A 22,175-nucleotide genomic window follows, 5' to 3' on the forward strand; every position below is an offset into this window, starting at 1 on the left:
TCCGATGTATGTTCGCGTTCTCTATTTTGACAAGGCTCAGTATTGTTTTTATTTTTAAATTCAGTCGATAAACTTAAGTTTAATATGGTTTGTAAATTTATTAAGGTAGTGGGGTTTTTATTTATTTTTCCGTTACCATTTTTTGTAAATGCAGACTGCGAACAAGACCCTGTTGTATTTACATGTAATTTGGAAAATAAAGACGGTGGCTTGAAAGCTTGTTTTAATCAAGCCGAGAATTCGATGTACTTCGTTGTTGACGAAAATGGGTTGAAAACAGTTTATGCCCCACGAAAGGGGAAGAGTTTAGATAACTATAAATGGATAGATATTTCTCTTGAAGAACCTGAATTCATTCCTTTGAAATTTGAAGTAAATGAAAACAAGAATGCGTACTTTTCATTGACTAGAGGTGGTGGACGGTTGAGTGTCGTTGCTAGCTTCGTTGACATGATTGAAGATGAAAATGCTGTTGAGTACTACTGTGAATTGGGAACTGAAACAGCTCTGGATCCCAACGTTAGATTAAAAATAAAACACGTAAAGCCTAATGAGTTTGAAGCTTGGGGTTAAATAGCAATAGATTCCGGTGAGAGCCTAAATAAAATTCATTGTAATAAAAAGTTAGCTTTTCTAGAAAATCTACTCGAGACGTTTGGATAAGAAATGTTCAGATAAAAAGCGCCGAAAGGCGCTTTTTATTTTCTTTAAAATAAAGTATGGTCTCCCTCCTTTTAAAATGGTAAGTGTTGAATAATTATACAGTGGTTAGGTAAATGAATAAAATAACTAAACTCACTTTGGCTTTGTCCGTATTGACATCTGTTGTTGGGTGTCAACTGGTCTCAAATACGCCGATGCAATCGACAGCAACGAAGGAAATAATTGAAAAAGCAAAGGCAGAGTTTGATGGACAACGTTTTTATAAGTTGAATGAATATGATGAAGAAATCAACGTTTCAGATGACGGGGTCATTACCTTCAAGTCTTACTTACCACGCAGCGGCGGTTATGAATGGGTACCAATTGTTATACGCGATACTAGTTTTCGTGTTTCTTGCGATTATTTCAGTGAATATGTTGAAGCTGGAATGGTTGTTCAGGTTCAGTTTGTAGGTAAACGCGGGCGCATTGAAAATTACGACAAGCAACGTTGTGAAGAGTACGGTGAGCCAACATGGCAATAAGATCTATGGATAATTAAAGCGCCGACAGGCGCTTTTTATTTACGTTTTAGTTAACCGTTAGAAAAGATGTAGACCAATCTTCGGAAGATTAGGCAAGCAATGTGTAGTATCTGGTCACAAGTTGGTATGAACTTGCCTTTTAGAAAACGCTAATAAAATCGCTAAACAGCTACATGATAATAGAACGACACCTAAGTTTTGTACTGTTCCAGCCATCGCTAATCCCGTCCCGATCATGATGTAGTACATGAGCCCAAATAAAGCGCCTGCGCTGCCAACCTGTTGTTTATAATTAACGAGTGCATCACTGAGTATGTTGGGTATCGCAATCCCGTAAGACATGACGACTAACACCATTGGAGCAACAAACCAGATTGATTGGCTCAGAATCAACACACCGACTGATCCCAAACTAAGCAATACTGCTGAGAGCCAAAGTAGTTGGCTTTTTCGAACATTTTTAGACACTAGGGATTTGTTTAAATAACTCCCAAGCAGAGTGCCTAACCCCAGTACCATGCCACTGTATCCAAATTGTTCGGAGTTATACCCAAGTGCTGAGAAAGTAAATGCGCCAAGCTGGTAATAAGAAAATAGAGCAATGTTATACAAAGCAACCAGTAATCCTGAGCGCCAAATTCGCGCGTCTCTTGCCATTTTCCAGCTAAGTTGATGCAACCGTACTGGTGTCTGTTCCTTCTGTGTTTCTGAAAGCTTAATAACGTTATAAGCGAGCAATACTAACGCGATTAAAAACAAGGCAAAAAACACATAACGGTATCCACCAAGCGCTGTAAGCTGTCCGCCTAATAGCATGCCAACTACCGGGCTGATTGATATACCCATCCCCATTAAGCTAAAGACTTTACTCAGTTCTTGACCGTCAAACGCGTCACGAAGCATGGTCTGTGTGACAACGGATCCTACCGCGATACCAAATGCGCCTAGGGCTCGCGCGGTCATGACAACAGCAAAGCTTTCGGTTTGAGTTGCGAGTAAAGATGCGCAACCATAGATAAAGAGCCCAATAAGCATGGTGGGCCTTCTTCCCAGTTTATCTGCGAGAACTCCCCAAACTACAACGCCAATGGCAAAAGCTAGGAAGTAAATCGACAATGTTTGGGCTGCTTGTGCGTGGTTTACATCAAATGATAGAGCGATTGAGCTCAACGCTGGGCTATAGATGGTTTCTACAATTTGCGGAAACATCAACATGACCAGCATGAGCCATAAAGAGGGCTTAGTATTCATATTGTTACCCATCGTTAATGAAGTTGGCGGGCAGTATAAATGAGGCTATGATTGATCTAATAACAACATAAAAACCAAATACATCAACATTCGGACAAAATGGCGCTTATTAACGAAAAAACACAATTTGATGCAGATAAAATTTTTAATTGTGTAGTGGGAATTGCTGCGGATATTGGCAAGCACGACTCAGGTATGCATATGCACAAGAAAGGGCAGTTATTGTACGCACCTCAAGGTTGTATGAGTTTTGCTCTGGAAGACTCGATTTGTATTTTGCCACCGACAAAGGCGGTTTGGATCCCACCTAATACGCCGCATCGCGCACTAATGACGAATGTGGTGGCGTATCGATCTTTGTATTTTGATTGTGAGGAGTTTGCCTGTCCGAGTAAGATCACGATGATAGAAGTGAATAATTTACTCCAAGCTCTTATTGATAAAATGTCATTTTGGGAGTGGGATAAGCCTAGCAGCGAGATGGTAAATACGACGGCGCTTTTTTGGGAGGAGTTTTATGCTGCGAAACGTTATTCGTTTCAGTTGCCTTTGCCATCGCATCGGCGCTTAACAACGTTTCGTCGAGAGTTGGTTGAACCTTCATTTCTGGCTCCTTCGCTTACTACTCTTGCAAGCAAAGTTGGGGCAAGCACCAAGACGGTAACACGATTATTTAAGTCGGAAACGGGCATGAATTATCAAGATTGGCGGCAACAGTGGAGGCTTTTAAAAGCAGTTGAATTGTTATCAACGGGCATGCCAGTCAGCGCAGTTGCCGATTGGCTGGAGTTTTCGTCAGACAGTGCTTTTATTGCATTTTTCAAAAAGCAAACTGGACAAACACCTCTGACGTTTATGAAAACCAAGCCTTAAGCGTCAAAATGCTCACACTCTTTCTAGAACAAACCCCAGGTTCGCAGGCTCAGCCTATAAAACATACATAGACAGGTACCAACATGCAGGTTACTTGTCTTTACTCTGCAGTTTGCGAAAGTATTGCGTGGTAAAATCAACAAAGGCTCGGATGCGTTTTGGTTGATGTCGGTCGTGATGATAAAGGAGTGAAAATTCCACACTCGGAATGCTCCAGTCGGTAAACACTTCTTTTAGCTTGCCTGTCTGGAGTTCTTGTTGGCAATAAAGTGTTGGCACACGGATGATGCCATTTCCCGCCAAGGCTGCTTTTATCATTACTCTGCCGCTCTTACATCGTAACTGTCCACGTATCTGGTGTTCAGTTGACTGCTTTGTATTCGTGTTCTCAAATGCCCACCGTGTCACACTACCTGTCAAACAAACGTGTTTTTCTAAGTCCTTTGGATGCGAAGGATAGTCATATGTTTCTAAATAGTTTGGGCTTGCGTATGTCCCCATTTCCACATCGATCAGTTTGCGAGCGATAAAGTTGGAGTCGTCTAACTTTCCCATTCGAAAAGCGATATCGAATTCATCCGCGATTAAATCGACACGATGGCTACTAAAATCTAAGTTAATGCTCACTTGTGGGTGTTGGATTAGAAATTGAGCAACGATATCTGCGACAACGTCTTCTCCTAAATAGCCCCCCACACAGTTGATACGAATGTCACCTCTTAAGTCTTCTACATCATCAACCACTGCCATAACAGCTTGATCAATATTGTGAAGGGCAGTTTCACACTGTTTATACAGAACCTTGCCTGCTTCGGTGAGGTTCAGTGTTCGAGTGGTCCTTTGTAGCAAAGTGACACCAATCTGTTGCTCCAGATTTGTTATTTGACGTGAAACGTGTGAGCGAGAAACGCCAAGTTGCTCTGCTGCTTTCGTGAAGTTTCCTAGTTGAGCGATTAGGACGAAAGAGCGAATATCCGCAAGGTTGATGTGTGTTTGCATGATGACTTCTTCATAATTCAAAAAAGTATTGTTGCAGTATAACAACAGTGTTTCAACTAGGTCGGTATATATCAACAAACAAAGTTTTCTTAAACTTACCGCCACTGATGTAAACCGTTCGATTAAGGATTCAAAATGAAAAAGTTAATTGTTATTACAGGCGCTAGTTCAGGCATTGGTGAAGCGATTGCACGTCACTTCAGTGAACAGGGCCATGCTCTTCTTTTGTTAGCAAGACGTGTAGAACGTTTGGAAGCATTAAACTTACCAAATACGCTTTGTGAAAAGGTAGATGTGACCGACAAAGCTTCTTTTGAGGCTGCAATTGAGAAAGCTGAAGCGTTGTATGGTCCGGTAGATGCACTTGTAAATAACGCAGGCGTTATGCTTCTAGGTCAGATAGATACTCAGGAAGCATCGGAGTGGAAGCGCATGTTTGATGTGAACGTAATTGGCTTACTCAATGGCATGCAGTCCGTCCTAGCACCGATGAAAGCACGTAACAGTGGTACGACCATTAACATCAGCTCTATCGCGGGCAAGAAAACATTCCCTGATCATGCTGCTTATTGCGGTACCAAATTTGCGGTTCATGCTATTTCTGAAAACGTACGTGAAGAAGTTGCGTCATCGAATGTTCGCGTTACGACGATTGCACCTGGTGCAGTGGAAACGGAATTACTTTCACATACAACGTCTCAAGATATTAAAGATGGCTATGACGCTTGGAAGGTGGATATGGGCGGCGTGTTGGCCGCAGATGACATTGCACGAGCAGTGCTGTTTGCTTATCAGCAACCGCAAGGTGTATGTGTTCGTGAAATTGCTTTGGCACCGACAAAACAACAACCTTAACATTGAGTTACGGCGATTTTAGGTCACTAAAGCCGTAAAACTTTGCATATCGATTCGTGATTGAGATGGCATCTTTAAACTAAGTTGCGTGAAAATTTAGGTCATCCATTTAAATCCGGACACTAAGTGTGTTATTGCTTATACCCAAGTTACTCAAGGTGAGAAAAAACTTTGAGTAATTTGGGTTTTTATTTGGTCTCAATTTTAGGTAGCGGAATTTATTTAGGTCGAAGGCGATAGTTGTGAAGAAAGGAGAGTGTGACGTAAAACAAAATGAAGCAATATCCGTCTCTTAATGAGAATTGATTTCATCAACGTCACAAGCCGTTACAATTATCCGTTAGGTATTATACTTTGTGGATGGTTAATATTTAACCAAACAAGGAGGTGTGTATGAAACGATTCGCAAACATACTTTTTGCAACACAAGGATTGCCAGGCCATAGTGACGCCCTCGAACAAGCGATGAGGATTGCATCTAGCAACAAAGTGCCTGTCTCAGGGCTAATAGCGTGTCCTGATTTCCCAACAGACATGATCCAGTATCAGCAAAGTTATGAGCAATCGCTGCAAGACTCCCTCAAACAAAGTATTCACGAATACAGACAGAAGCTGGGACTCTCTGAAGAGGATCTCGCATTTCCTCTTACTGTGAAAAGCAGTGAAAAGCCCGCTGTCTGTATTATTCAAGAAGCATTAGCTGATAACAAAGATCTCATCATCAAAGAAGCTGAACCGCTCGGTGAAGGTGCTGAGGGTTTCAAAGCTATTGATATGACTCTGTTACGAAAATGCCCTTGTCCGCTTTGGTTGCACCGACCAATTGATAAGCCAAGAGATAAACGCCGTGTTGCTGTGGCTATCGACCCATTAACGGCAAGCGATGAACAGCACTCATTAGCCGTGCGTTTACTCGAATTATCGCGTTCGATAGCCGACACCTGCGATAGTCGTTTACACGTGATTTCTTGCTGGGAGTATTACTTAGAAAACTACCTTAATGGTAACGCTTGGATTCAAGTCGATGATGCTGAGTTGAAACATGAACTCGACAAGGCAAAAGCCGATCATAAACAAGCTCTGCAACAGCTGTTGGAGGAGTCTGGGATTACAGGTGAAATTGTGATTCACCACCTGCATGGAAAACCCGACGAAAAGATTCCAGATTACGTAGAAAGTATTGAGGTAGACGTGTTGGTCATGGGTACCTTAGCGAGGACTGGTATATCTGGTTATGTCATTGGTAATACGGCTGAAAATATTTTGCAATCGATTAACTGTAGTTTGGTCGCTCTTAAGCCCGATGGTTTTGTCTCACCGATTCAGTAATTGGGGTGTAACAAAGTTGGGTTTAAGTGATGTTTTAGGTAAAGGAGGGAGATGGATCTCTAGAACATGGAATTATCAATGTATCAATAAGTTATCAGAGGAGAGTGACATGAAAAACCTATGCCCGAAATGCCACACAGAAATGATAGAACGTTCGAATGTTTATGTTTGTCCGAGAAATGATATCGGTGACTGCACCTACGATGCATTCGAGTTAGCTGATGACGATAATCCATATACATTCAGCCAAGAACATGTAAGTAGTGACCTACGTTCTTATGCCGTAGCAGACAGCAAATAGCGGTTTGTATCGGCGTTCCTCTAAGTAGCACTCAGTGATTACTGTTTGCTACTTTTCCCTTGGTTTCATGATCGTTTTTGAAGCGCTTGGGCTAAAACAATACAGTGGAGTTTGTCATTTGCGCCGAATAGCGCGTACCTTCTTATAATAACGAATGGGCTGCGATGTTGAATAACATAACGGGTAAAGAAAACCTGCCGAAAAACCTAGATAATCAGTTGGTCTTACTGATTTTCCCTGCGCTGCCAGTTTTAATCTTCTCTTTTCTCTTCTATATCTATACTCCTGCAGGCGTGAGCTGGAATGCGGAATGGATACCAAGCCTCGATATCAACCTTAGCTTTAGATTAGATGGTCTTTCATTTCTTTTTGCGGGACTGATCAGTGGGATTGGTGCACTGATTCAAATCTACGCTTTGGCTTATTTACGAGAAAGTGATAGCCGGTTTTCCTTTCATTTGTATCTAACCCTATTCATGCTTGCCATGCTAGGGATTGTGATGAGCGATAACATTCTGTTGTTATTTGTTTTCTGGGAACTCACCACCATCACTTCTTACTTACTGATCGGGTTTAATCACGAAAATAAAACGTCTCGGAAAAACGCCTTGCAGTCGCTGATTGTTACCGGTGCTGGTGGACTAGCGTTGCTAGCTGGTCTTATCTTGCTGGGAGCAATGGCAGGGAGTTATGAGCTAAATACCATTATCGAGCAGGCAGACACTATTGCGCAGCATGAATGGTTTATCCCATCTCTAGTGCTCATACTACTCGGTGCATTTACTAAATCTGCGCAATTCCCGTTTCATTTTTGGCTACCTAACGCGATGGCAGCTCCCACTCCGGTCAGTGCGTATTTACACTCGGCAACAATGGTAAAGGCAGGCATTTACCTATTAGCACGTTTATCGCCAGTTTATGCCCACAGCGAGATCTGGTTTTATGCTTTAGTCATCACTGGGAGTATCACGGCCATTTGGTGCACATTTGTCGCATTAAAACAAACTGACTTGAAGCTGATGCTAGCCTACAGCACGAATGTTGCTTTGGGTAAATTAACATTATTACTAGGTATGGGCACAGATTTGGCCGTTAGTGCAGTATTGATGTTTATTCTCGCTCACTCTTTCTATAAAGCTGCGCTGTTTATGGTGGTGGGTAATATCGACAAAGCGACAGGAACACGAGATATTGATCAATTGTACGGTCTGAAGTCAGTTCTCGTCATCAGCATGGTTGCGGGGAGTTTGGCTGCATTGTCTAAAGCGGGGTTCCCGCCGTTGTTAGGCTTTTTGAGCAAAGAATACATGTATAAGTCCGCAGTAGAGCTCAATAGCTGGATCGCCTTTGTACTATTAATCGTGAATATACTGATGGTCGCGCTAACCATTATGCTTATTGCGAGACCATTCTTTGCTCGCCGTGGTCTCGTGCCGATTGAAACTAAGCCAGTTGAGACAAAAAAAAACCTGTGGATCTCGCCTTTGCTCTTGGCACTTGGCAGTCTCCTGGTCCCGTTATTCGGTTTAAATTGGTTAGATCGCAATATTATTTTTCCGGGCTCTGCTGACATTCTGCCCACAGCAACTCTTAAAGAGACATCACTATGGCATGGCGTGAATGTACCGTTAGTGTTAAGCGTTATTACGCTAGCGTTGGGGTATGTGGTGTACCGTGTTTATCCTACTGTGTCTGCATTTTTTCAGCGGTTACATCTATTCGTCCCCAAAGCGGAGAATATTTTTGAACGACTATTAGATGGCATGATGACAGTGGCGAAGTGGCAAACGACGCGGTTACAGCAAAAGAAATTGAGTCGCTATGTCCTATTATTTTTCACGGTACTTGCCGTTGCGTTACTGAGTCAGGTAGCGCTTATTCCTCTGCCTTTGGTTGGCGAACTTTCAAGTGTCACTTTCTATGAGATTGGTATTGCCTTATTGTTGATTGGTGCTGCGCTCGTATGTACGTTGTCCCACGCAAGACTTCTTGCGATTTCTGCGCTTGGTATGATTGGCTTCATGACTACGCTTGTTTTTATGATTTATAGCGCCCCGGACGTTGCGAAGACTTTACTGTTAGTGGAAACATTAATGGTGGTCTTTCTTGCATTGTTAATGCGTCATATGCCGCGTCTAACCACCGTGCCCAAGCATTCAATAAAACGTAAAGTAGCGAATATTTGCATAGCAGGTGTGATAGGAGTTTCGGTTACTTTACTTTTGTTAGGAATCACGTCTCAGCCGATGGACTCTTCGGTGTCAGATTTCTTTGCAGAAAACAGTGTCCCGGGTGGACATGGGCGAAACATTGTTAACGTTATTCTGGTCGACTTTCGCGCATTTGATACATTGGGAGAAGTTGTTGTCGTTGTTATTGCAGGGATTGCGGCAGTGAGTTTGCTTAAGACAAGAGCGAAAAAGCAAAATCGTATCCAATCATTAATTTTTGCAACCACGGCACACATCGTTTCGGCACTCATGCTCGTATTTTCAGTGTATCTGTTGTTACGTGGTCATAATGAACCGGGTGGTGGCTTTATTGGTGCGTTGATTGCCGTTATTGGTTTATCACTTCTCATGTTCGCGGAATCACCGAAATACGTTCGTTCTAGGTTGTATTTCAAACCGTTTCTCATTGCGTTATCTGGCATCGCATTGAGCTTAGTTTCTGGTGCTTTGAGCTTTGCGTTTGATAAACCGTTTTTGACCGGACTGTGGTGGAAAGACGTGATACCACTAGGGACGCCATTGGTTTTTGATGTTGGTGTTTACCTTGCCGTTATAGGTGGCGTGATGGGTATGCTGCTTCGTATTAATGAGGAGCTAGAGTGATGGAAATAGTCTGGAGTGTTGTCGTTGGAGTATTTGTCGCAGCAGGTGTTTATTTAATGCTTGAAAAGCATATCTTGCGCCTTTTGTTCGGCATCATGTTACTCAGTAGTGCGGTTAACCTTGCTATTTTTACCGCTGGGAGGCTGACGCCCGGAGAACCGCCATTGATTGGCGATAATGCTCTTTTACCACCAGATAGCGCGGCAAATCCTTTACCTCAAGCGCTTATCTTAACTGCGATAGTCATCGGTTTTGGACTACTTATTTTTGCTTTAATGCTGTTCTATCGAGCTTATAAAGACACTGGAACTGCAAACGTCGATGAAATGCAACGTTCTGAGGAGGGTCAATGAGTTCGATTTTGCTTACGTTACCGGTAGTTCTCTCGCTGAGTACGGCGTTGACTATCTTCTTCGTCCGTCGCTCAACAAAAAGTGTTGAGTGGTTGAGCGGTGTAAGTGCGATTTCGAACCTTTTCGTTGCGGGCTTTCTCACAGAAAACATCATAAATAATGGTATTCAAGCCGTTGCTTTTGGTCAGTGGAGTGCGCCATTTGGTATCGTGTTTGTCGCAGATTACCTCAGCGTTGCTATGGTGATGATAACGGCGGTGATTGGTGCGATATGTGTTTTCTACGCGATGGCGGACCTTCACCGAAAGCCCTCCTATAGCAATTACCATGCGCTAATGCACGTGTTGCTTGCTGGCGTTTATGGCGCTTTCCTGACTGGAGATATTTTTAATCTGTATGTTTGGTTTGAGGTCATGCTCATTTCATCATTTGGTTTAATGGTGTTAGATGCAACGAAAACTCAAGTTGATGGTGCAGTAAAGTACGTGATGTTGAACCTGATTTCGACGCTGGTATTCTTACTTGCTATCGGTTTATTGTATGGCGCAACGGGCACCTTGAACTTGGCCGATCTCTACACCAAAGTTGGGGGAAATGAATTGAGCATCAACATGATGCTGTCCGCGCTGTTTTTGTTTGCCTTCTCTATTAAAGCGGCACTCTTTCCTTTATTTGCTTGGTTGCCAGCTTCTTATCACACGTTACCAAGCGGTGTGGTGGCACTGTTTGCCGCGTTGCTTACTAAAGTCGGTGTATACGCGTTGATAAGAGTCTTTACCTTGGTATTTCCGCTCGCCGAGAGTGGTTGGCAACCGACGTTAATTTGGGTCGCAGGGCTAACCATGTTAACGGGCGTTTTAGGAGCGGCTAGCCAATTCGACATTAAGAAAATTCTTTCTTTTCATATTATTAGCCAAATAGGCTATATGATCATGGGGTTGGCTATTTACACTCCCTTAGCTTTAGCCGGTGCCATTTTCTACATTGTTCATCACATCATTGTAAAAGCGAATTTGTTCTTAATAGGTGGATTCATCGAGCGCAAATATGGCTCTAGTCAACTTGAACATTTGGGTGGGGTATACAAAGCTATGCCTTGGTTAGCGTTCTTGTTTCTTGTCCCTGCGTTTTCTCTGGCCGGTTTCCCACCGCTATCGGGTTTCTGGGGAAAGCTATTGGTCATCAAGTCGAGCATACAGGCTGAGTATTACTGGTTAGCAGGTACCGCGTTATTGGTGGGGTTGCTTACTGTCTACTCGATGACGAAAATTTGGAGTGAGGCATTTTGGAAAAAGCCATTTAGAGAGAAGCCAGAACAGACTCTGCAGGCCAAAGTACATTGGTTGTACTGCGTTCCAATTATTGTATTGACAACGTTGACGCTAATCATTGGCTTAGTGGCGGAGCCTTTTTATCAATTTTCCGTTCAAGCTGCAGAACAACTGTTAAATCCGACTGAATACATCAGAGTGGTGTTAGGAGGAAATGCATGATCTATCTATTCCTCAATTTTTTCTTAGCGTTAGCGTGGATGATGCTTAATGGCAGCTATTCGAGTCTGAATTTTGTTGTCGGATTTACGGTCGGCTTTTTTGCTTTAAGGTTGAGTCAACCATTTGGATTGAAAACGAGCTATTTTCAACGTTTTGCATCTGCATTGAAGTTATTGGTGTACTTCGCTTATGAAATGGTTATATCGGTTGCGAAAGTGGTGTGGGACGTCGTGACACCTACTCATTTGAGTCAGCCTGATATCGTTTATGTCCCTCTGGAGGTCGATTCTGACCTAGAAATCACATTACTGGCGAACATGGTTTCTTTAACACCGGGTACGCTTAGTTTGGATGTTACGGCTGATAAAAAGTATCTTATCGTTCATGCCATGTTTGCACCTGAACATGAAGAGGTTATTCGCGGAATTAAAGATGGGTTAGAGCATCGAATTTTGGAGGTGACGCGTGGATAGTTGGCTGCAAATAACGGTCACTTTTGCCTATTCTGGGCTACTACTCAGCTTTGTTATGGCTTTTGCTCGTTTAATTCTAGGACCAACGCTAGCTGATCGAGTTGTGGCGTTAGATCTGATTTCATTTATCACTATCGGATTTATTACGGTTTACACCTTAGACAGCGGTGAGGACGCTCTGTTAGACATCGCCATTACATTAGGTTTGGTCGCATTTCTCGGCACGATCGCATTTGCACGTTTGATCGTTAAAAGAAAGGAGAAAGAATAATGGACGTGTTGATTGGACTATTTTTATGCTTAGGAACATTGTTGACCTTGGTTGCAAGTCTAGGTGTCCTGAGGCTTCCTGATTTGTATACCCGAATGCATGCAGCGACCAAAGCTGGAACTGTCGGAGTGAGCTGCTTGTTATTAGCGGTCGCTTTCTCACTCCCTGAAGTTACCGTGATCTCTCGGGTTATCGGTACGATGTTGTTTATCGTTCTCACTGCGCCAGTCGCCTCCCACCTGCTCGGCAGAGCAATGCGAGAGGTCGGATATAAGATTTGGCGCAATGATTAACCATTAGCGTCGAATAGTACTACGTCCTAGTTGAAATAAACTCGAAGCTGTATTGATGAAGTCGGAAGTAATTGACGGTATATTCAAATGCACGACCATCTTCTAGGTAACCAGTGGACTCAACTTTTAGAATAGGGGAAGCTTCTGATTCATTCAGGTATGAGGCCGTCTCTGCATCTAACAAATACGGTTTGACAGACTGACTGCTTTTCGCAATTTTCAATCCTTTGCTATTTTCAATGTACTCATATTTAGAACCATTCATTATGGCTATGCTCAAGTCTGGAAATAACACTGCTGGCATATGAGTGACTTCGTAAATTTCAGGCTCATCATTAATACATCTGAGTCTATGTATTTCATATGTATCATCATTGGGCGAGAGATTTAACTGCTTAGCAACCTGTTCATTCGGTTTTTTAAGTTCGAACTTTATGACTTGAGAGCTAGGCGTTTTCCCCTGTTTACTGACTTCCTCGATAAAACCCAGCAAATGTAAGGCATCATGTTGGGCTTTTAGATCGTTTACATAAGTTCCACTACCTCTTGTCCGACTAATTAAATTATTGTCGACCAGAATTTGTAAGCTTTTTCTGATGGTTACGCGGCTTACGGAAAACTCTTCTTGCAAATCACTCTCTTTTGGAAGCATCGATTTAGGTTGTAGTTCCCCATCTTTGATCTTTTTTTCTAATCGTTCCGCAATGTCTATGTATTTGGGTTTCATAATACCTCGCTAAGTCTTGGATCATGATAGCAAGAATGTGATCTGAGATGTAGTTAATACTTTTCCTTAGAATCTTTGTGTGATTTTTATCTCGTATCTTTGTGCTTACACTTTAAATGTATCATAAAAGTATTAATACTTATTTTATACATTTTCAGGATAAACATTTGAGGTAGCGAAATGAAACGTCAAAAATTAACGATTGTTGGTGCTGGCAGTACATACACACTTGGTATGATGAACAGCCTTATTGCCGAAAAAGATAACTTTCCACTCGCAAAAGTCGTGTTTTACGACATAGATGAGAAACGCCAAGAATCGAATGCATTAACTACTGAAATTCTATTGCGAGAACACTATCCAGAAGTTGAAGAGTTTGTTTATACAACGGATAAATCTGTCGCATTCGCAGATTCGGACTTTTTCTTTATCCAGATCCGCACTGGTGGGTTGGCCATGCGCGAGCGTGATGAACAAATCCCGCTATCCAACTCTTGTGTTGGGCAAGAGACATGTGGCGCGGGAGGAATGGCATATGGACTTCGCTCTATCGGCGACATGATCCAGCTAGTGAACGAGATCCGACAAACGTGTCCAGATGCGTGGATTCTTAATTACACCAACCCGGCGGCAATTGTCGCTGAAGCTTTAAATCGTGAATTTCCGCATGATAAGCGAATTCTAAATATCTGTGATATGCCAGCAGCGATTATGGTCAGCTATGCGCAATTGTTAGGATGTGAAATTTGGGACTTCGTTCCTGAATATTTTGGGCTTAATCACTATGGCTGGTTTACCAAAATTCGTAACAAACAGGGTGAAGACTTAACGGACAAAATTAAAAATATCATCCTAAAAGAAGGGATCAGTGCGGTTGATGCGGAAATAGCGGATGACCCATCGTGGCAAGCCACATTCAAAAACATGAGAACAATGCTTGCTGATAATCCAGAGTTTTTGCCGAATACGTATCTTCAGTACTATTTGTACCCTGAAAAAATGGTGGCGAAAGAGGATATCAACAATACCCGCGCAAGGCAGGTAATTAACGGCCGTGAGAAACGAGTGTTCGAATTGAACGCAAGAATAATTGAAGCGGGCACCACGAAGCACGAAACACTGCATGCCGATATCCATGGTCGATACATGGTGAGAGTTGCGGCTTCGCTTGCCTACAACTTGAGCGATGTGTATCTCGTCATCGTACCGAATAATGGTGCTATTACAAATTTACAAAATGACGCCATGGTAGAAGTTCCAGCTGCGCTAACTAGTGATGGACCGAAAGCTTTTACTGTAGGAAAAATCCCAACCTTCCAAAAAGCCATGATTGAAAGCCAACTTGGTTACGAGAAATTAGTCGTGGATGCTTGGTACGAAGGAAGTCAGCAAAAGCTGATTAATGCACTCACACTTAACCGTACCGTGGTTAATGTGCCAAAAGCTAAAGAAATAACAAAACAATTACTAGAAGAAAATAAAGCCTACCTTCCTCAATTTTTTCAATAACAACTGGACGTTCGGGGCCTACTTGTAGGCTCCGTGAATGAAACAAGAGGTTTATATGAAAGACATTATTCAAAGGTTCGGAGCCGCGATGTTTGTTCCCGTTCTATTATTTCCAGCAGCGGGCATGTTATTGGGTTTCTCTGTTGTGCTGTTAAATCAAGAAGTGTTTCCTTGGGCACTAGAGGGGAGTGCTTGGGTTAAAGTCTCGACGATCATTTTACAGGCATCTCTCGCTGTATTTAAAAATATGGCACTTATTTTTGCCGTTGGGTTACCTATCGCTTTAGCTAAAAAAGCATCTGGTCGCGCTGTACTTGCAACACTCGTTTCCTACATTACGTTTAACTACGTTATTGGTGGAATCCTTCAATTTTGGGGACCAGAACTGGGCGTGAACTATACGGAAGGTGAGCGAGGTTTGACTGAAGTTGGTGGCATTCTAACGCTTGATACCAACTTGCTAGGTGCCATTTTAATTGCAAGTCTCTCTGTTTGGGTTCACAACCGATTCTTTGATAAAAAGCTACCGGATTGGGCGGCTGTATTTGGCGGAACGCCATTGGTTGTGATCATTAGTTTCCCCATTATGGTCGTGATGGCAATTCTAACTTGTTTGACTTGGCCAAGTATTCAGCATGGTATTAACAATCTGCAATCATTTTTGGTTTCTGCTGGATCGTTAGGGGTATGGCTATTTACGTTTTTAGAGCGAATCATGATACCAACGGGGTTGCATCATTTCGTATATGGTCCCGTTTTTTATGGGCCAGTTGCAGTCGATGGCGGAACGGTTGCCTATTGGATTCAAAATATACAGACATTCGCCCAGAGCTCGGAAAGTTTAACGACACAATTTCCTCAGGGTGGTTTGATGTTGACGGGAATGGGTAAAGTGTTTGGTTGTACGGGTATCGCACTAGCACTCTATTCAGTTGCGAAAAAAGAAAATAAAAAGATGGTGATGGGGTTAGTGCTCGGAGCCGCAATCACAGCAATTCTTACAGGGATCACCGAACCAATAGAGTTTACATTCTTATTTATCGCACCTGCGCTGTTTGCTTTGCATGCGTTGTTATCTGCGACAATGGCAACGATCGCCTTTATGTTTGGTGTTTCCGGTAACTTTCAGACTGGCTTGATAGACTTCATTTTCCAAAACTGGTTGCCTTTGGCTGGTAACCATGCAGGAACATACGTGATTCAGATTATTATTGGTCTCATGTTTACTGGTGTTTACTTTGTTACGTTTCGCGCGCTTATTTTAAAATACAACATACTTACTCCGGGACGTGAAGGTGCAGATAGTAAGTTGTATTCCAAAGCTGACTACAAAGAAGCGAAAGCGGTCCATAACAGTAGCGCAAGTCCGTCACAAGCTAGTGCCTTTATTGAAGGTCTGGGTGGAAAAGAAAACATTGAATTGTTAACTAATTGCGCGACGCGTTTGCGTGTTAAAGTTAAAGATGTCTCTCTTGTAAAGGAGAACGCATTTTTCACACAGCACGGAGCGGTGAATATTGTTAGAAATCAAGAGAGCCTTCAAATCATCGTTGGTTTAACGGTGCCACAAGTTCGCGAAGATATGAGCCAACTGATAAAAGCTTAACCCCCAAACTAATGCTCCCGCTCATATGGCTCAAAGGTGAGATATAATTATCTCACCTTTTTTGTGTACATGAAGCATATTTCGCGCAGTTTCCACGAAAGTGGGGAGGAGTTATCGAGCGAGCTAAAAATACAGTTAGGTTATACCCGTCTGTATTGTTGGAAGACTTGTTGAGTCTCTAATTGACAGTGGCGCCACTTTCTATGTTGAAAAGCGTTTTAATTTCTTCCAGCACTTCTGGGTTAGCAATAGCACCAATGTTTTTTACAGCTTGTCCGTTTACCAATTGTTTCACTGCTAGCTCAACCAATTTGCCTGAGCGCGTTTTAGGAATATCACTGATGGCAAAAATTTGTCGTGGGACATGGCGCGGTGAACATTTTGTTTTCAATGTTTGGCGAATTGAATCGGTGAGTTGTCGGGTTAACTCGACGTTGTGAGCGAGTTTTACTAGTAACCAGATTTCTTCAGACTGCTGGTTTAACTTGCCGACAGCGATGGAGTCTTCAACCTCGGGTAACGCGTTCACTTGCTGATAGATTTCAGCGGTACCGATGCGTACGCCGCCTGGATTTAAGGTTGCGTCACTACGGCCATAAAAAATAAAGCCGCCATGTTCGGTTTGCATCACATCGTCGCCATGGTGCCAGATATCGGTAAACTTGCTCCAATAAGCGTTGTGATAACGTTCGCCGTTGTCGTTCCAGAAGCCAATAGGGAAGTTAGGTAGCGAGTTATTACAAGTCAGTTCGCCGCGTTTTTGCGTAATAGTATGTCCACCATCCTCTAGAACACGTGCGTCGATTCCTAGCCCTGCGCCTTGGCATTCACCTTTGTAAACTGGTGAAATAGGGTTTCCAAGTACAAAGCATCCGCAAATATCTGTGCCGCCAGCGATAGAAGCGAGATGCAAGTCCTGCTTGATGTGCTGATAGACATAATTAAATTGTTCTGGGTAAAGCACCGAACCAGTTGAGCACAGAGTTTTGAGTGACTTCAGGTTATGTTCTAGTTTTGGAGAGCAGTTTGCCTGCTCCAGTGCCTCTAAGTATTTCGCTGAAGTACCAAACAGCGACACGTTATGTTCTTCAGCTAATCGCCATAAGACGGAGTGATCAGGGTAAACCGGACTACCGTCGTAAATCACTAAGGCTGCACCACTCGCAAGAGCGGAAACATGCCAGTTCCACATCATCCAACCACATGTTGTGTAGTAGAAAACCTTGTCTTGCGATTTGATGTCGCAATGCAGTTGATGTTCTTTGAGGTGATTGAGCAAGGTACCGCCTGCGGAATGGACAATACACTTAGGTTGACCTGTTGTACCAGAAGAATACAAAATGAATAACGGGTCATTAAACAGCGTTGGTTGATATTGAATTGATTGTGGAGAAAAGTGGTGAGTAATATCGGACCAAGAAACAAACTCAGAAGTGCTAGCACTCTCAGCGTTTTGTAAATATTCGATTTGGCATACGCTAATAGTAGTCTCTTCGGAGGCACTGCTTAACTTACTACTAAGAGTGGTGTTCTTGTCCGTCATATCGAAAGCTTTGCCTCCGAACTGGTAGCCATCACAGCAAAAAAGAACTTTCGGCTTGACCTGACCAAAACGCTCTACGACGCTATCGATACCAAAATCAGGAGAGGTTGAAGTCCAAATGGCACCAAGACTGGTGGTGGCCAGCATGGCAATAACGGTTTCAGGAAGGTAGGGCAAATAACCCGCAACGACATCGCCTTTACCGACACCACAATTGAGTAGCCATTGTTGAATGGCGGAAACTTGTTCAAGCAACTGTTTACCGGTGAGTTGTCGGTGTTCACCGCTTTCATTGCTAAAAACAATAAACTCACGCTCTGGTGATTGTTCAGCCTGAGATAGGAGGTTCTCTGCGTAGTTCAGCGTGGCGTCAGCAAACCATACTGTGTCTCTATTTACATGGTGATGATTAGAACCTGTTTGTGTCCATTTGGGACTGCCAAGGCTCTTGATTTGCGAACCCATATCTCCGATTACGTTGCAAAACTGCCAAGTATGTCGCCAAAATTCATCATTGTGCTCAATGGACCACTGGTGTAGAGACGTGTAATTGTTGATTACGGTACCTTCGGCTTTGTCTTTATTAACCTTTTCGATGAACCGTAATAAGTTGCTATTGCTGACGCGCTCAGCAGATGGTGACCAAATAGGTGCAGATTTTGGCATAGGTCCCTCTAATTTCAATTCTTTTGAATATGACCAAAACAAAATAAAGGGGCGAACATAGCAGTGTTCGCCCCTTATCTGATCGTTTAAAGTTGTTCGGCAAGCTGAGGTAGTACCTCGAATAAATCACCAACCAATCCATAGTCGGCAACTTCAAAGATAGGAGATTCTGGATCTTTGTTGATCGCGACAATCACTTTGGATTCCTTCATTCCTGCAAGATGCTGGATGGCACCGGAAATCCCAACCGCTATATAAAGCTTAGGTGCAACGATTTTACCGGTTTGACCCACTTGTAAGTCGTTGGCAACAAACCCGGCATCAACCGCCGCGCGAGAAGCGCCAATGGCAGCACCTAGTTTATCGGCAACTTGTTCGATCAACGCGAAGTTCTCTTTGCTACCGACCCCGCGTCCACCTGACACAACCACCTCTGCCGCGCTTAATTCAGGACGTTCTGACACGGTTTTATCGACAGAAACCAATTCAATCATTGGAGCTGAGATAGTGACCTGCTGATGCTTAATATCAGCTTGGTTGTGACAAGTAACCGGCTCAAACGCAGACGCGCGCACGGTGATGACGCGAACCTTGTCGCTGGTGGTCACTTTGGCAAATGCGTTTCCTGCGTAAATAGGGCGGATAAAAGTGTTTTCATCGATAACTTGGACAATATCGGAAATTTGCCCAACGCCGAACTTCGCTGCTACTCGCGGTGCAAGATCTTTCCCTTTTGATGATGAGCTAGCCCAGATTGCGTCAAAACCTTCAGCAATACTCACTACAGTAGGTGCGATACTCTCGGCAAATTGATGCTTAAGTTGCTCATCATCGACACAAATTACGTTTGATATACCATCAACGCGACAAGCTTGCTGAGCGACTTCTTCACACTGGTGGCCCACTACGATCAAAACATTGTCTTGGCTGACTTGTTTTGCTGCATTAACCACTTTGAGTGTGTCCGCATGCAATTGGTTATTGTCATGCTCTGCTATGATTAAGTTCTTCATGAAATCACCTTCGCTTCGTTACGCAGCTTATCGAGAAGCTCTGAGACAGATTCAACCTTGATGCCACCTTTTCTTTGCGCTGGCGGTGTGACTTCTTGAATGGTTTGGCTAAATACCACTTCAACACCCAGACTGTCAGGTGTGATGGTATCTAACGGCTTGCGCTTAGCTTTCATGATATTAGGCAAAGAGGCAAAACGCGGTTCATTCAGGCGTAAGTCAGTACTGATCACCGCAGGTAAGTTCATCGCGACCGTCATCAAGCCGCCGTCCACTTCTCTCACGACCTGAACTTTTTGATCTTCAATCTTCACGTCGGAAGCGAAAGTTGCTTGAGGCCAGTCAAGTAGGGCGGCCAGCATCTGAGCCACTTGGTTGTTGTCAGTATCAATGGATTGTTTACCCGTAATCACAAGCTGTGCTTGTTCTTGCTCAACTAGAGCTTTGAGCAGCTTAGCGACGACCAATGGCTCTATTTTGTCTTCAGTATCGACATGAATAGCGCGATCGGCGCCTAATGCAAGCGCGGTACGTAGTTGCTCCTGACACTGGCTACCGCCGGCACTGACAACGATGACTTCATCTGCAATACCTTGCTCCTTTAGTCGTACGGCTTCTTCAACGGCTATTTCGCAAAATGGATTAATCGTCATCTTGACGTTATTGGTTTCAACATCGCTATGGTCCGCTTTCACGCGAACTTTAACGTAGGGATCAATGACCCTTTTGATTGGCACTAGTATTTTCACGTTAGATTCCTTTTACAGTGAAGACTATGTGTTAACAGTGAAGACGATGTGATGACGTCTTTAAAATGATGTTAATTTACCTTTACGTTTGCGTCAACTTTAAATATATTGTTGATTAACAAGTTGGCAACATGCAAAGAAAAAGGAATGCAATCATGGAAAGAGACTGCATGGAATTTGATGTTCTGATTGTAGGCGCAGGTCCCGCAGGCTTGTCTGCGGCATGCCGAATCAAACAATTAGCAGCAGAAAAAGAACAAGACCTCTCTGTTTGCGTGGTAGAAAAAGGCTCTGAAGTTGGAGCGCATATTTTATCGGGCGCGGTATTTGAAACGCGAAGTTTGGATGAGCTTTTTCCCGACTGGGAAGAGAAAGGCGCTCCGCTCAATACCAAAGTAAACCAAGATAAAACCTACTATCTAGGCAATGAAATCAATGGTCATGAACTGCCTTCTTGGGCGATGCCTAATACGTTACATAACAAAGGTAATTACATCATAAGTTTGGGCAGTCTATGCCGATGGATGGCGTTGCAGGCTGAGAACTTGGGGGTGGAGGTCTACCCAGGTTTTACCGCCAGTCAAGCGATCATCGATGAAGATAGTCGTGTTTGTGGCGTGATCACGGGCGATATGGGATTAGATAAAAATGGTGAACAAAAAGGAAATTTCGAACCTGGTATTGAACTGCGAGCGAAGTTTACTTTATTTGCTGAAGGCGCACGGGGGCATATTGGTAAGCAGTTGATTAACCGATTTAATCTTGCTGAAGAGAAAACTCCTCAACATTACGCTATCGGTTTTAAAGAGCTGTGGGAAATCCCATCAGAGCAGCATCAGCAAGGTTTAGTAGTGCACGGATTAGGCTGGCCGTTATCAAACGAAGCCACAGGTGGCAGTTATCTCTACCATTTAGAGGGAAACCAAGTTGCCGTCGGGTTGATTGTTGACTTGAATTATAAGAATCCGCACTTGAGTCCATTTGATGAGTTTCAACGTTTTAAACACCACCCGTTGATTGAGCAATACCTCAAAAATGGGAAGCGTATTAGCTATGGCGCGAGAGCGATCACCAAGGGCGGCTTTCATTCGCTTCCCACGCAGCAGTTTGCTGGTGGCTTGTTAATTGGCTGTGATGCAGGAACACTTAACGGCGCTAAAATCAAAGGCACACACACCGCAATGAAATCTGGCATGCTTGCCGCTGAAGCAGTATGTGAAGCCCTTGAGAGTCAGTCAGTTACTGCTGATTATCAAAAGCATTTCAAACAGTCTTGGCTGTATGAAGAGCTTTATCAAGCACGTAACTTCTCAAGTGGTATTCACCGCTTTGGATCGTGGCTGGGCGGTGGTTTAGCGCTGCTGGAACATAACGTATTAAAAGGCAAAGCTAAGTGGCATATCCGCTGTGATAAGCCTGATCATCAGTCTCTGTTATTGGCGGAAAACAGCAATGAAATTGTCTATCCGAAGCCTGATGGCGTGTTAAGTTTCGATCGCCTCTCTTCTGTTTATCTATCCAATATCTTCCATGAGGAAGATCAACCATGCCACTTACGACTGGAGAACCAGCGGATTCCTATTGAGCAGAACCTTGAATTATATGCAGAGCCAGCACAGCGCTATTGTCCGGCTGGCGTGTATGAAATCGTACAGGGGGAGCAGCAGCCAGAGCTTCAAATAAATGCGGCCAACTGTATCCACTGTAAGACCTGCGACATCAAAGATCCAAGTCAAAATATTACCTGGACTCCACCAGAAGGTGGTGGTGGTCCGAACTATCCAAATATGTAAGCGTTTGAGAATAATTTTTATTAACAATTTATTTACTTAAAGTTTGCGTTAGTTCAA

At 43.3% G+C, this 22,175-nt stretch carries 21 protein-coding genes; 15 read left to right on the plus strand and 6 right to left on the minus strand.

From position 1 onward, the window contains the following. Window positions 1-42: 42 nt before the first annotated feature. Together R7Q48_RS02045 and R7Q48_RS02050 are read left to right on the plus strand one after the other, a co-directional pair. A complete protein-coding gene (locus R7Q48_RS02045) occupies window positions 43-573 on the plus strand; it encodes a hypothetical protein (protein WP_225477451.1) in 531 nt (176 codons plus the stop codon). Between the two features lie 203 nt (window positions 574-776). Continuing rightward, window positions 777-1,187 carry a hypothetical protein gene (locus R7Q48_RS02050; protein WP_182039770.1) on the plus strand — a complete coding sequence of 137 codons (411 nt, stop codon included), beginning with the start codon at window positions 777-779 and terminating at the stop codon, window positions 1,185-1,187. Between the two features lie 114 nt (window positions 1,188-1,301). Here the strand turns inward: R7Q48_RS02050 and R7Q48_RS02055 are convergent, their stop codons facing one another. Continuing rightward, window positions 1,302-2,438, minus strand: a complete 1,137-nt coding sequence (locus R7Q48_RS02055; protein WP_318132129.1) for a multidrug effflux MFS transporter — start codon at window positions 2,436-2,438, stop codon at window positions 1,302-1,304. A gap of 99 nt (window positions 2,439-2,537) precedes the next feature. Between R7Q48_RS02055 and R7Q48_RS02060 the strand changes: the two genes are divergently transcribed. Then, on the plus strand, window positions 2,538-3,311 hold the full coding sequence (locus R7Q48_RS02060) for an AraC family transcriptional regulator (RefSeq protein ID WP_213866782.1): 774 nt from the start codon (window positions 2,538-2,540) through the stop codon (window positions 3,309-3,311). A 90-nt stretch (window positions 3,312-3,401) separates the two neighbouring features. Here R7Q48_RS02060 and R7Q48_RS02065 read toward each other — a convergent pair whose 3' ends face one another. Further along, entirely contained in the window at window positions 3,402-4,310 is a 909-nt protein-coding gene (locus tag R7Q48_RS02065; RefSeq protein WP_262595970.1) for a LysR family transcriptional regulator, read from the minus strand. A 135-nt stretch (window positions 4,311-4,445) separates the two neighbouring features. Between R7Q48_RS02065 and R7Q48_RS02070 the strand changes: the two genes are divergently transcribed. The 9 genes from R7Q48_RS02070 (at window position 4,446) to mnhG (ending at window position 12,512) form a co-directional block, all read left to right on the plus strand. Further along, window positions 4,446-5,165, plus strand: coding sequence for an SDR family oxidoreductase (locus tag R7Q48_RS02070; RefSeq protein WP_318132130.1), 720 nt, complete (start codon window positions 4,446-4,448; stop codon window positions 5,163-5,165). A gap of 393 nt (window positions 5,166-5,558) precedes the next feature. After that, window positions 5,559-6,494 carry a universal stress protein gene (locus R7Q48_RS02075; protein WP_005373330.1) on the plus strand — a complete coding sequence of 312 codons (936 nt, stop codon included), beginning with the start codon at window positions 5,559-5,561 and terminating at the stop codon, window positions 6,492-6,494. A 109-nt stretch (window positions 6,495-6,603) separates the two neighbouring features. Beyond that, a complete protein-coding gene (locus R7Q48_RS02080) occupies window positions 6,604-6,795 on the plus strand; it encodes a hypothetical protein (RefSeq protein WP_005373328.1) in 192 nt (63 codons plus the stop codon). Between the two features lie 164 nt (window positions 6,796-6,959). After that, entirely contained in the window at window positions 6,960-9,629 is a 2,670-nt protein-coding gene (gene mbhE, locus R7Q48_RS02085) for a hydrogen gas-evolving membrane-bound hydrogenase subunit E (RefSeq protein ID WP_318132131.1), read from the plus strand. Further along, window positions 9,629-9,982: a Na+/H+ antiporter subunit C gene (locus R7Q48_RS02090; protein ID WP_017633704.1), complete on the plus strand. Its 354-nt coding sequence runs from the start codon at window positions 9,629-9,631 to the stop codon at window positions 9,980-9,982. Before mbhE ends, R7Q48_RS02090 begins: the two co-directional genes overlap by 1 nt. Then, entirely contained in the window at window positions 9,979-11,475 is a 1,497-nt protein-coding gene (locus R7Q48_RS02095) for a proton-conducting transporter membrane subunit (RefSeq protein ID WP_054577798.1), read from the plus strand. Before R7Q48_RS02090 ends, R7Q48_RS02095 begins: the two co-directional genes overlap by 4 nt. After that, on the plus strand, window positions 11,472-11,948 hold the full coding sequence (locus R7Q48_RS02100) for a Na+/H+ antiporter subunit E (protein ID WP_005373320.1): 477 nt from the start codon (window positions 11,472-11,474) through the stop codon (window positions 11,946-11,948). Before R7Q48_RS02095 ends, R7Q48_RS02100 begins: the two co-directional genes overlap by 4 nt. Further along, window positions 11,941-12,219, plus strand: a complete 279-nt coding sequence (locus tag R7Q48_RS02105; RefSeq protein ID WP_005373317.1) for a cation:proton antiporter — start codon at window positions 11,941-11,943, stop codon at window positions 12,217-12,219. Before R7Q48_RS02100 ends, R7Q48_RS02105 begins: the two co-directional genes overlap by 8 nt. Next, window positions 12,219-12,512, plus strand: a complete 294-nt coding sequence (mnhG, locus tag R7Q48_RS02110) for a monovalent cation/H(+) antiporter subunit G (RefSeq protein ID WP_005373314.1) — start codon at window positions 12,219-12,221, stop codon at window positions 12,510-12,512. Before R7Q48_RS02105 ends, mnhG begins: the two co-directional genes overlap by 1 nt. Window positions 12,513-12,531: 19 nt before the next feature. On the opposite strand, the gene R7Q48_RS02115 is transcribed toward mnhG, so the two are convergent. Beyond that, window positions 12,532-13,239 carry a GntR family transcriptional regulator gene (locus R7Q48_RS02115; RefSeq protein WP_005373312.1) on the minus strand — a complete coding sequence of 236 codons (708 nt, stop codon included), beginning with the start codon at window positions 13,237-13,239 and terminating at the stop codon, window positions 12,532-12,534. 180 nt (window positions 13,240-13,419) lie between these two features. Here R7Q48_RS02115 and R7Q48_RS02120 point away from each other — a divergent pair, with 180 nt between their 5' ends. Both R7Q48_RS02120 and R7Q48_RS02125 read left to right on the plus strand, forming a co-directional pair. Continuing rightward, entirely contained in the window at window positions 13,420-14,748 is a 1,329-nt protein-coding gene (locus R7Q48_RS02120; RefSeq protein ID WP_318132132.1) for a 6-phospho-alpha-glucosidase, read from the plus strand. Window positions 14,749-14,803: 55 nt separating this feature from the next. Then, window positions 14,804-16,354 carry an alpha-glucoside-specific PTS transporter subunit IIBC gene (locus R7Q48_RS02125; protein ID WP_017633701.1) on the plus strand — a complete coding sequence of 517 codons (1,551 nt, stop codon included), beginning with the start codon at window positions 14,804-14,806 and terminating at the stop codon, window positions 16,352-16,354. Window positions 16,355-16,532: 178 nt separating this feature from the next. Here R7Q48_RS02125 and R7Q48_RS02130 read toward each other — a convergent pair whose 3' ends face one another. The 3 genes from R7Q48_RS02130 to R7Q48_RS02140 all read right to left on the minus strand — a co-directional run bounded on the left by R7Q48_RS02130 (window position 16,533) and on the right by R7Q48_RS02140 (window position 20,325). Continuing rightward, the gene (locus R7Q48_RS02130; protein WP_256902750.1) at window positions 16,533-18,563 is read right to left on the minus strand and encodes an acetoacetate--CoA ligase; all 2,031 of its coding nucleotides are present in this window, start codon (window positions 18,561-18,563) and stop codon (window positions 16,533-16,535) included. Window positions 18,564-18,649: 86 nt separating this feature from the next. Continuing rightward, entirely contained in the window at window positions 18,650-19,576 is a 927-nt protein-coding gene (locus tag R7Q48_RS02135; protein WP_137282726.1) for an electron transfer flavoprotein subunit alpha/FixB family protein, read from the minus strand. Beyond that, window positions 19,573-20,325: an electron transfer flavoprotein subunit beta/FixA family protein gene (locus R7Q48_RS02140; protein WP_005386149.1), complete on the minus strand. Its 753-nt coding sequence runs from the start codon at window positions 20,323-20,325 to the stop codon at window positions 19,573-19,575. The genes R7Q48_RS02135 and R7Q48_RS02140 overlap by 4 nt, the downstream gene beginning before the upstream one ends. A gap of 155 nt (window positions 20,326-20,480) precedes the next feature. On the opposite strand from R7Q48_RS02140, the gene R7Q48_RS02145 reads away from it, so the two are divergent. Next, window positions 20,481-22,118: an electron transfer flavoprotein-ubiquinone oxidoreductase gene (locus R7Q48_RS02145; RefSeq protein WP_137282725.1), complete on the plus strand. Its 1,638-nt coding sequence runs from the start codon at window positions 20,481-20,483 to the stop codon at window positions 22,116-22,118. Window positions 22,119-22,175 lie beyond the last annotated feature (57 nt).

The organism is Vibrio sp. 378, from assembly GCF_033339435.1.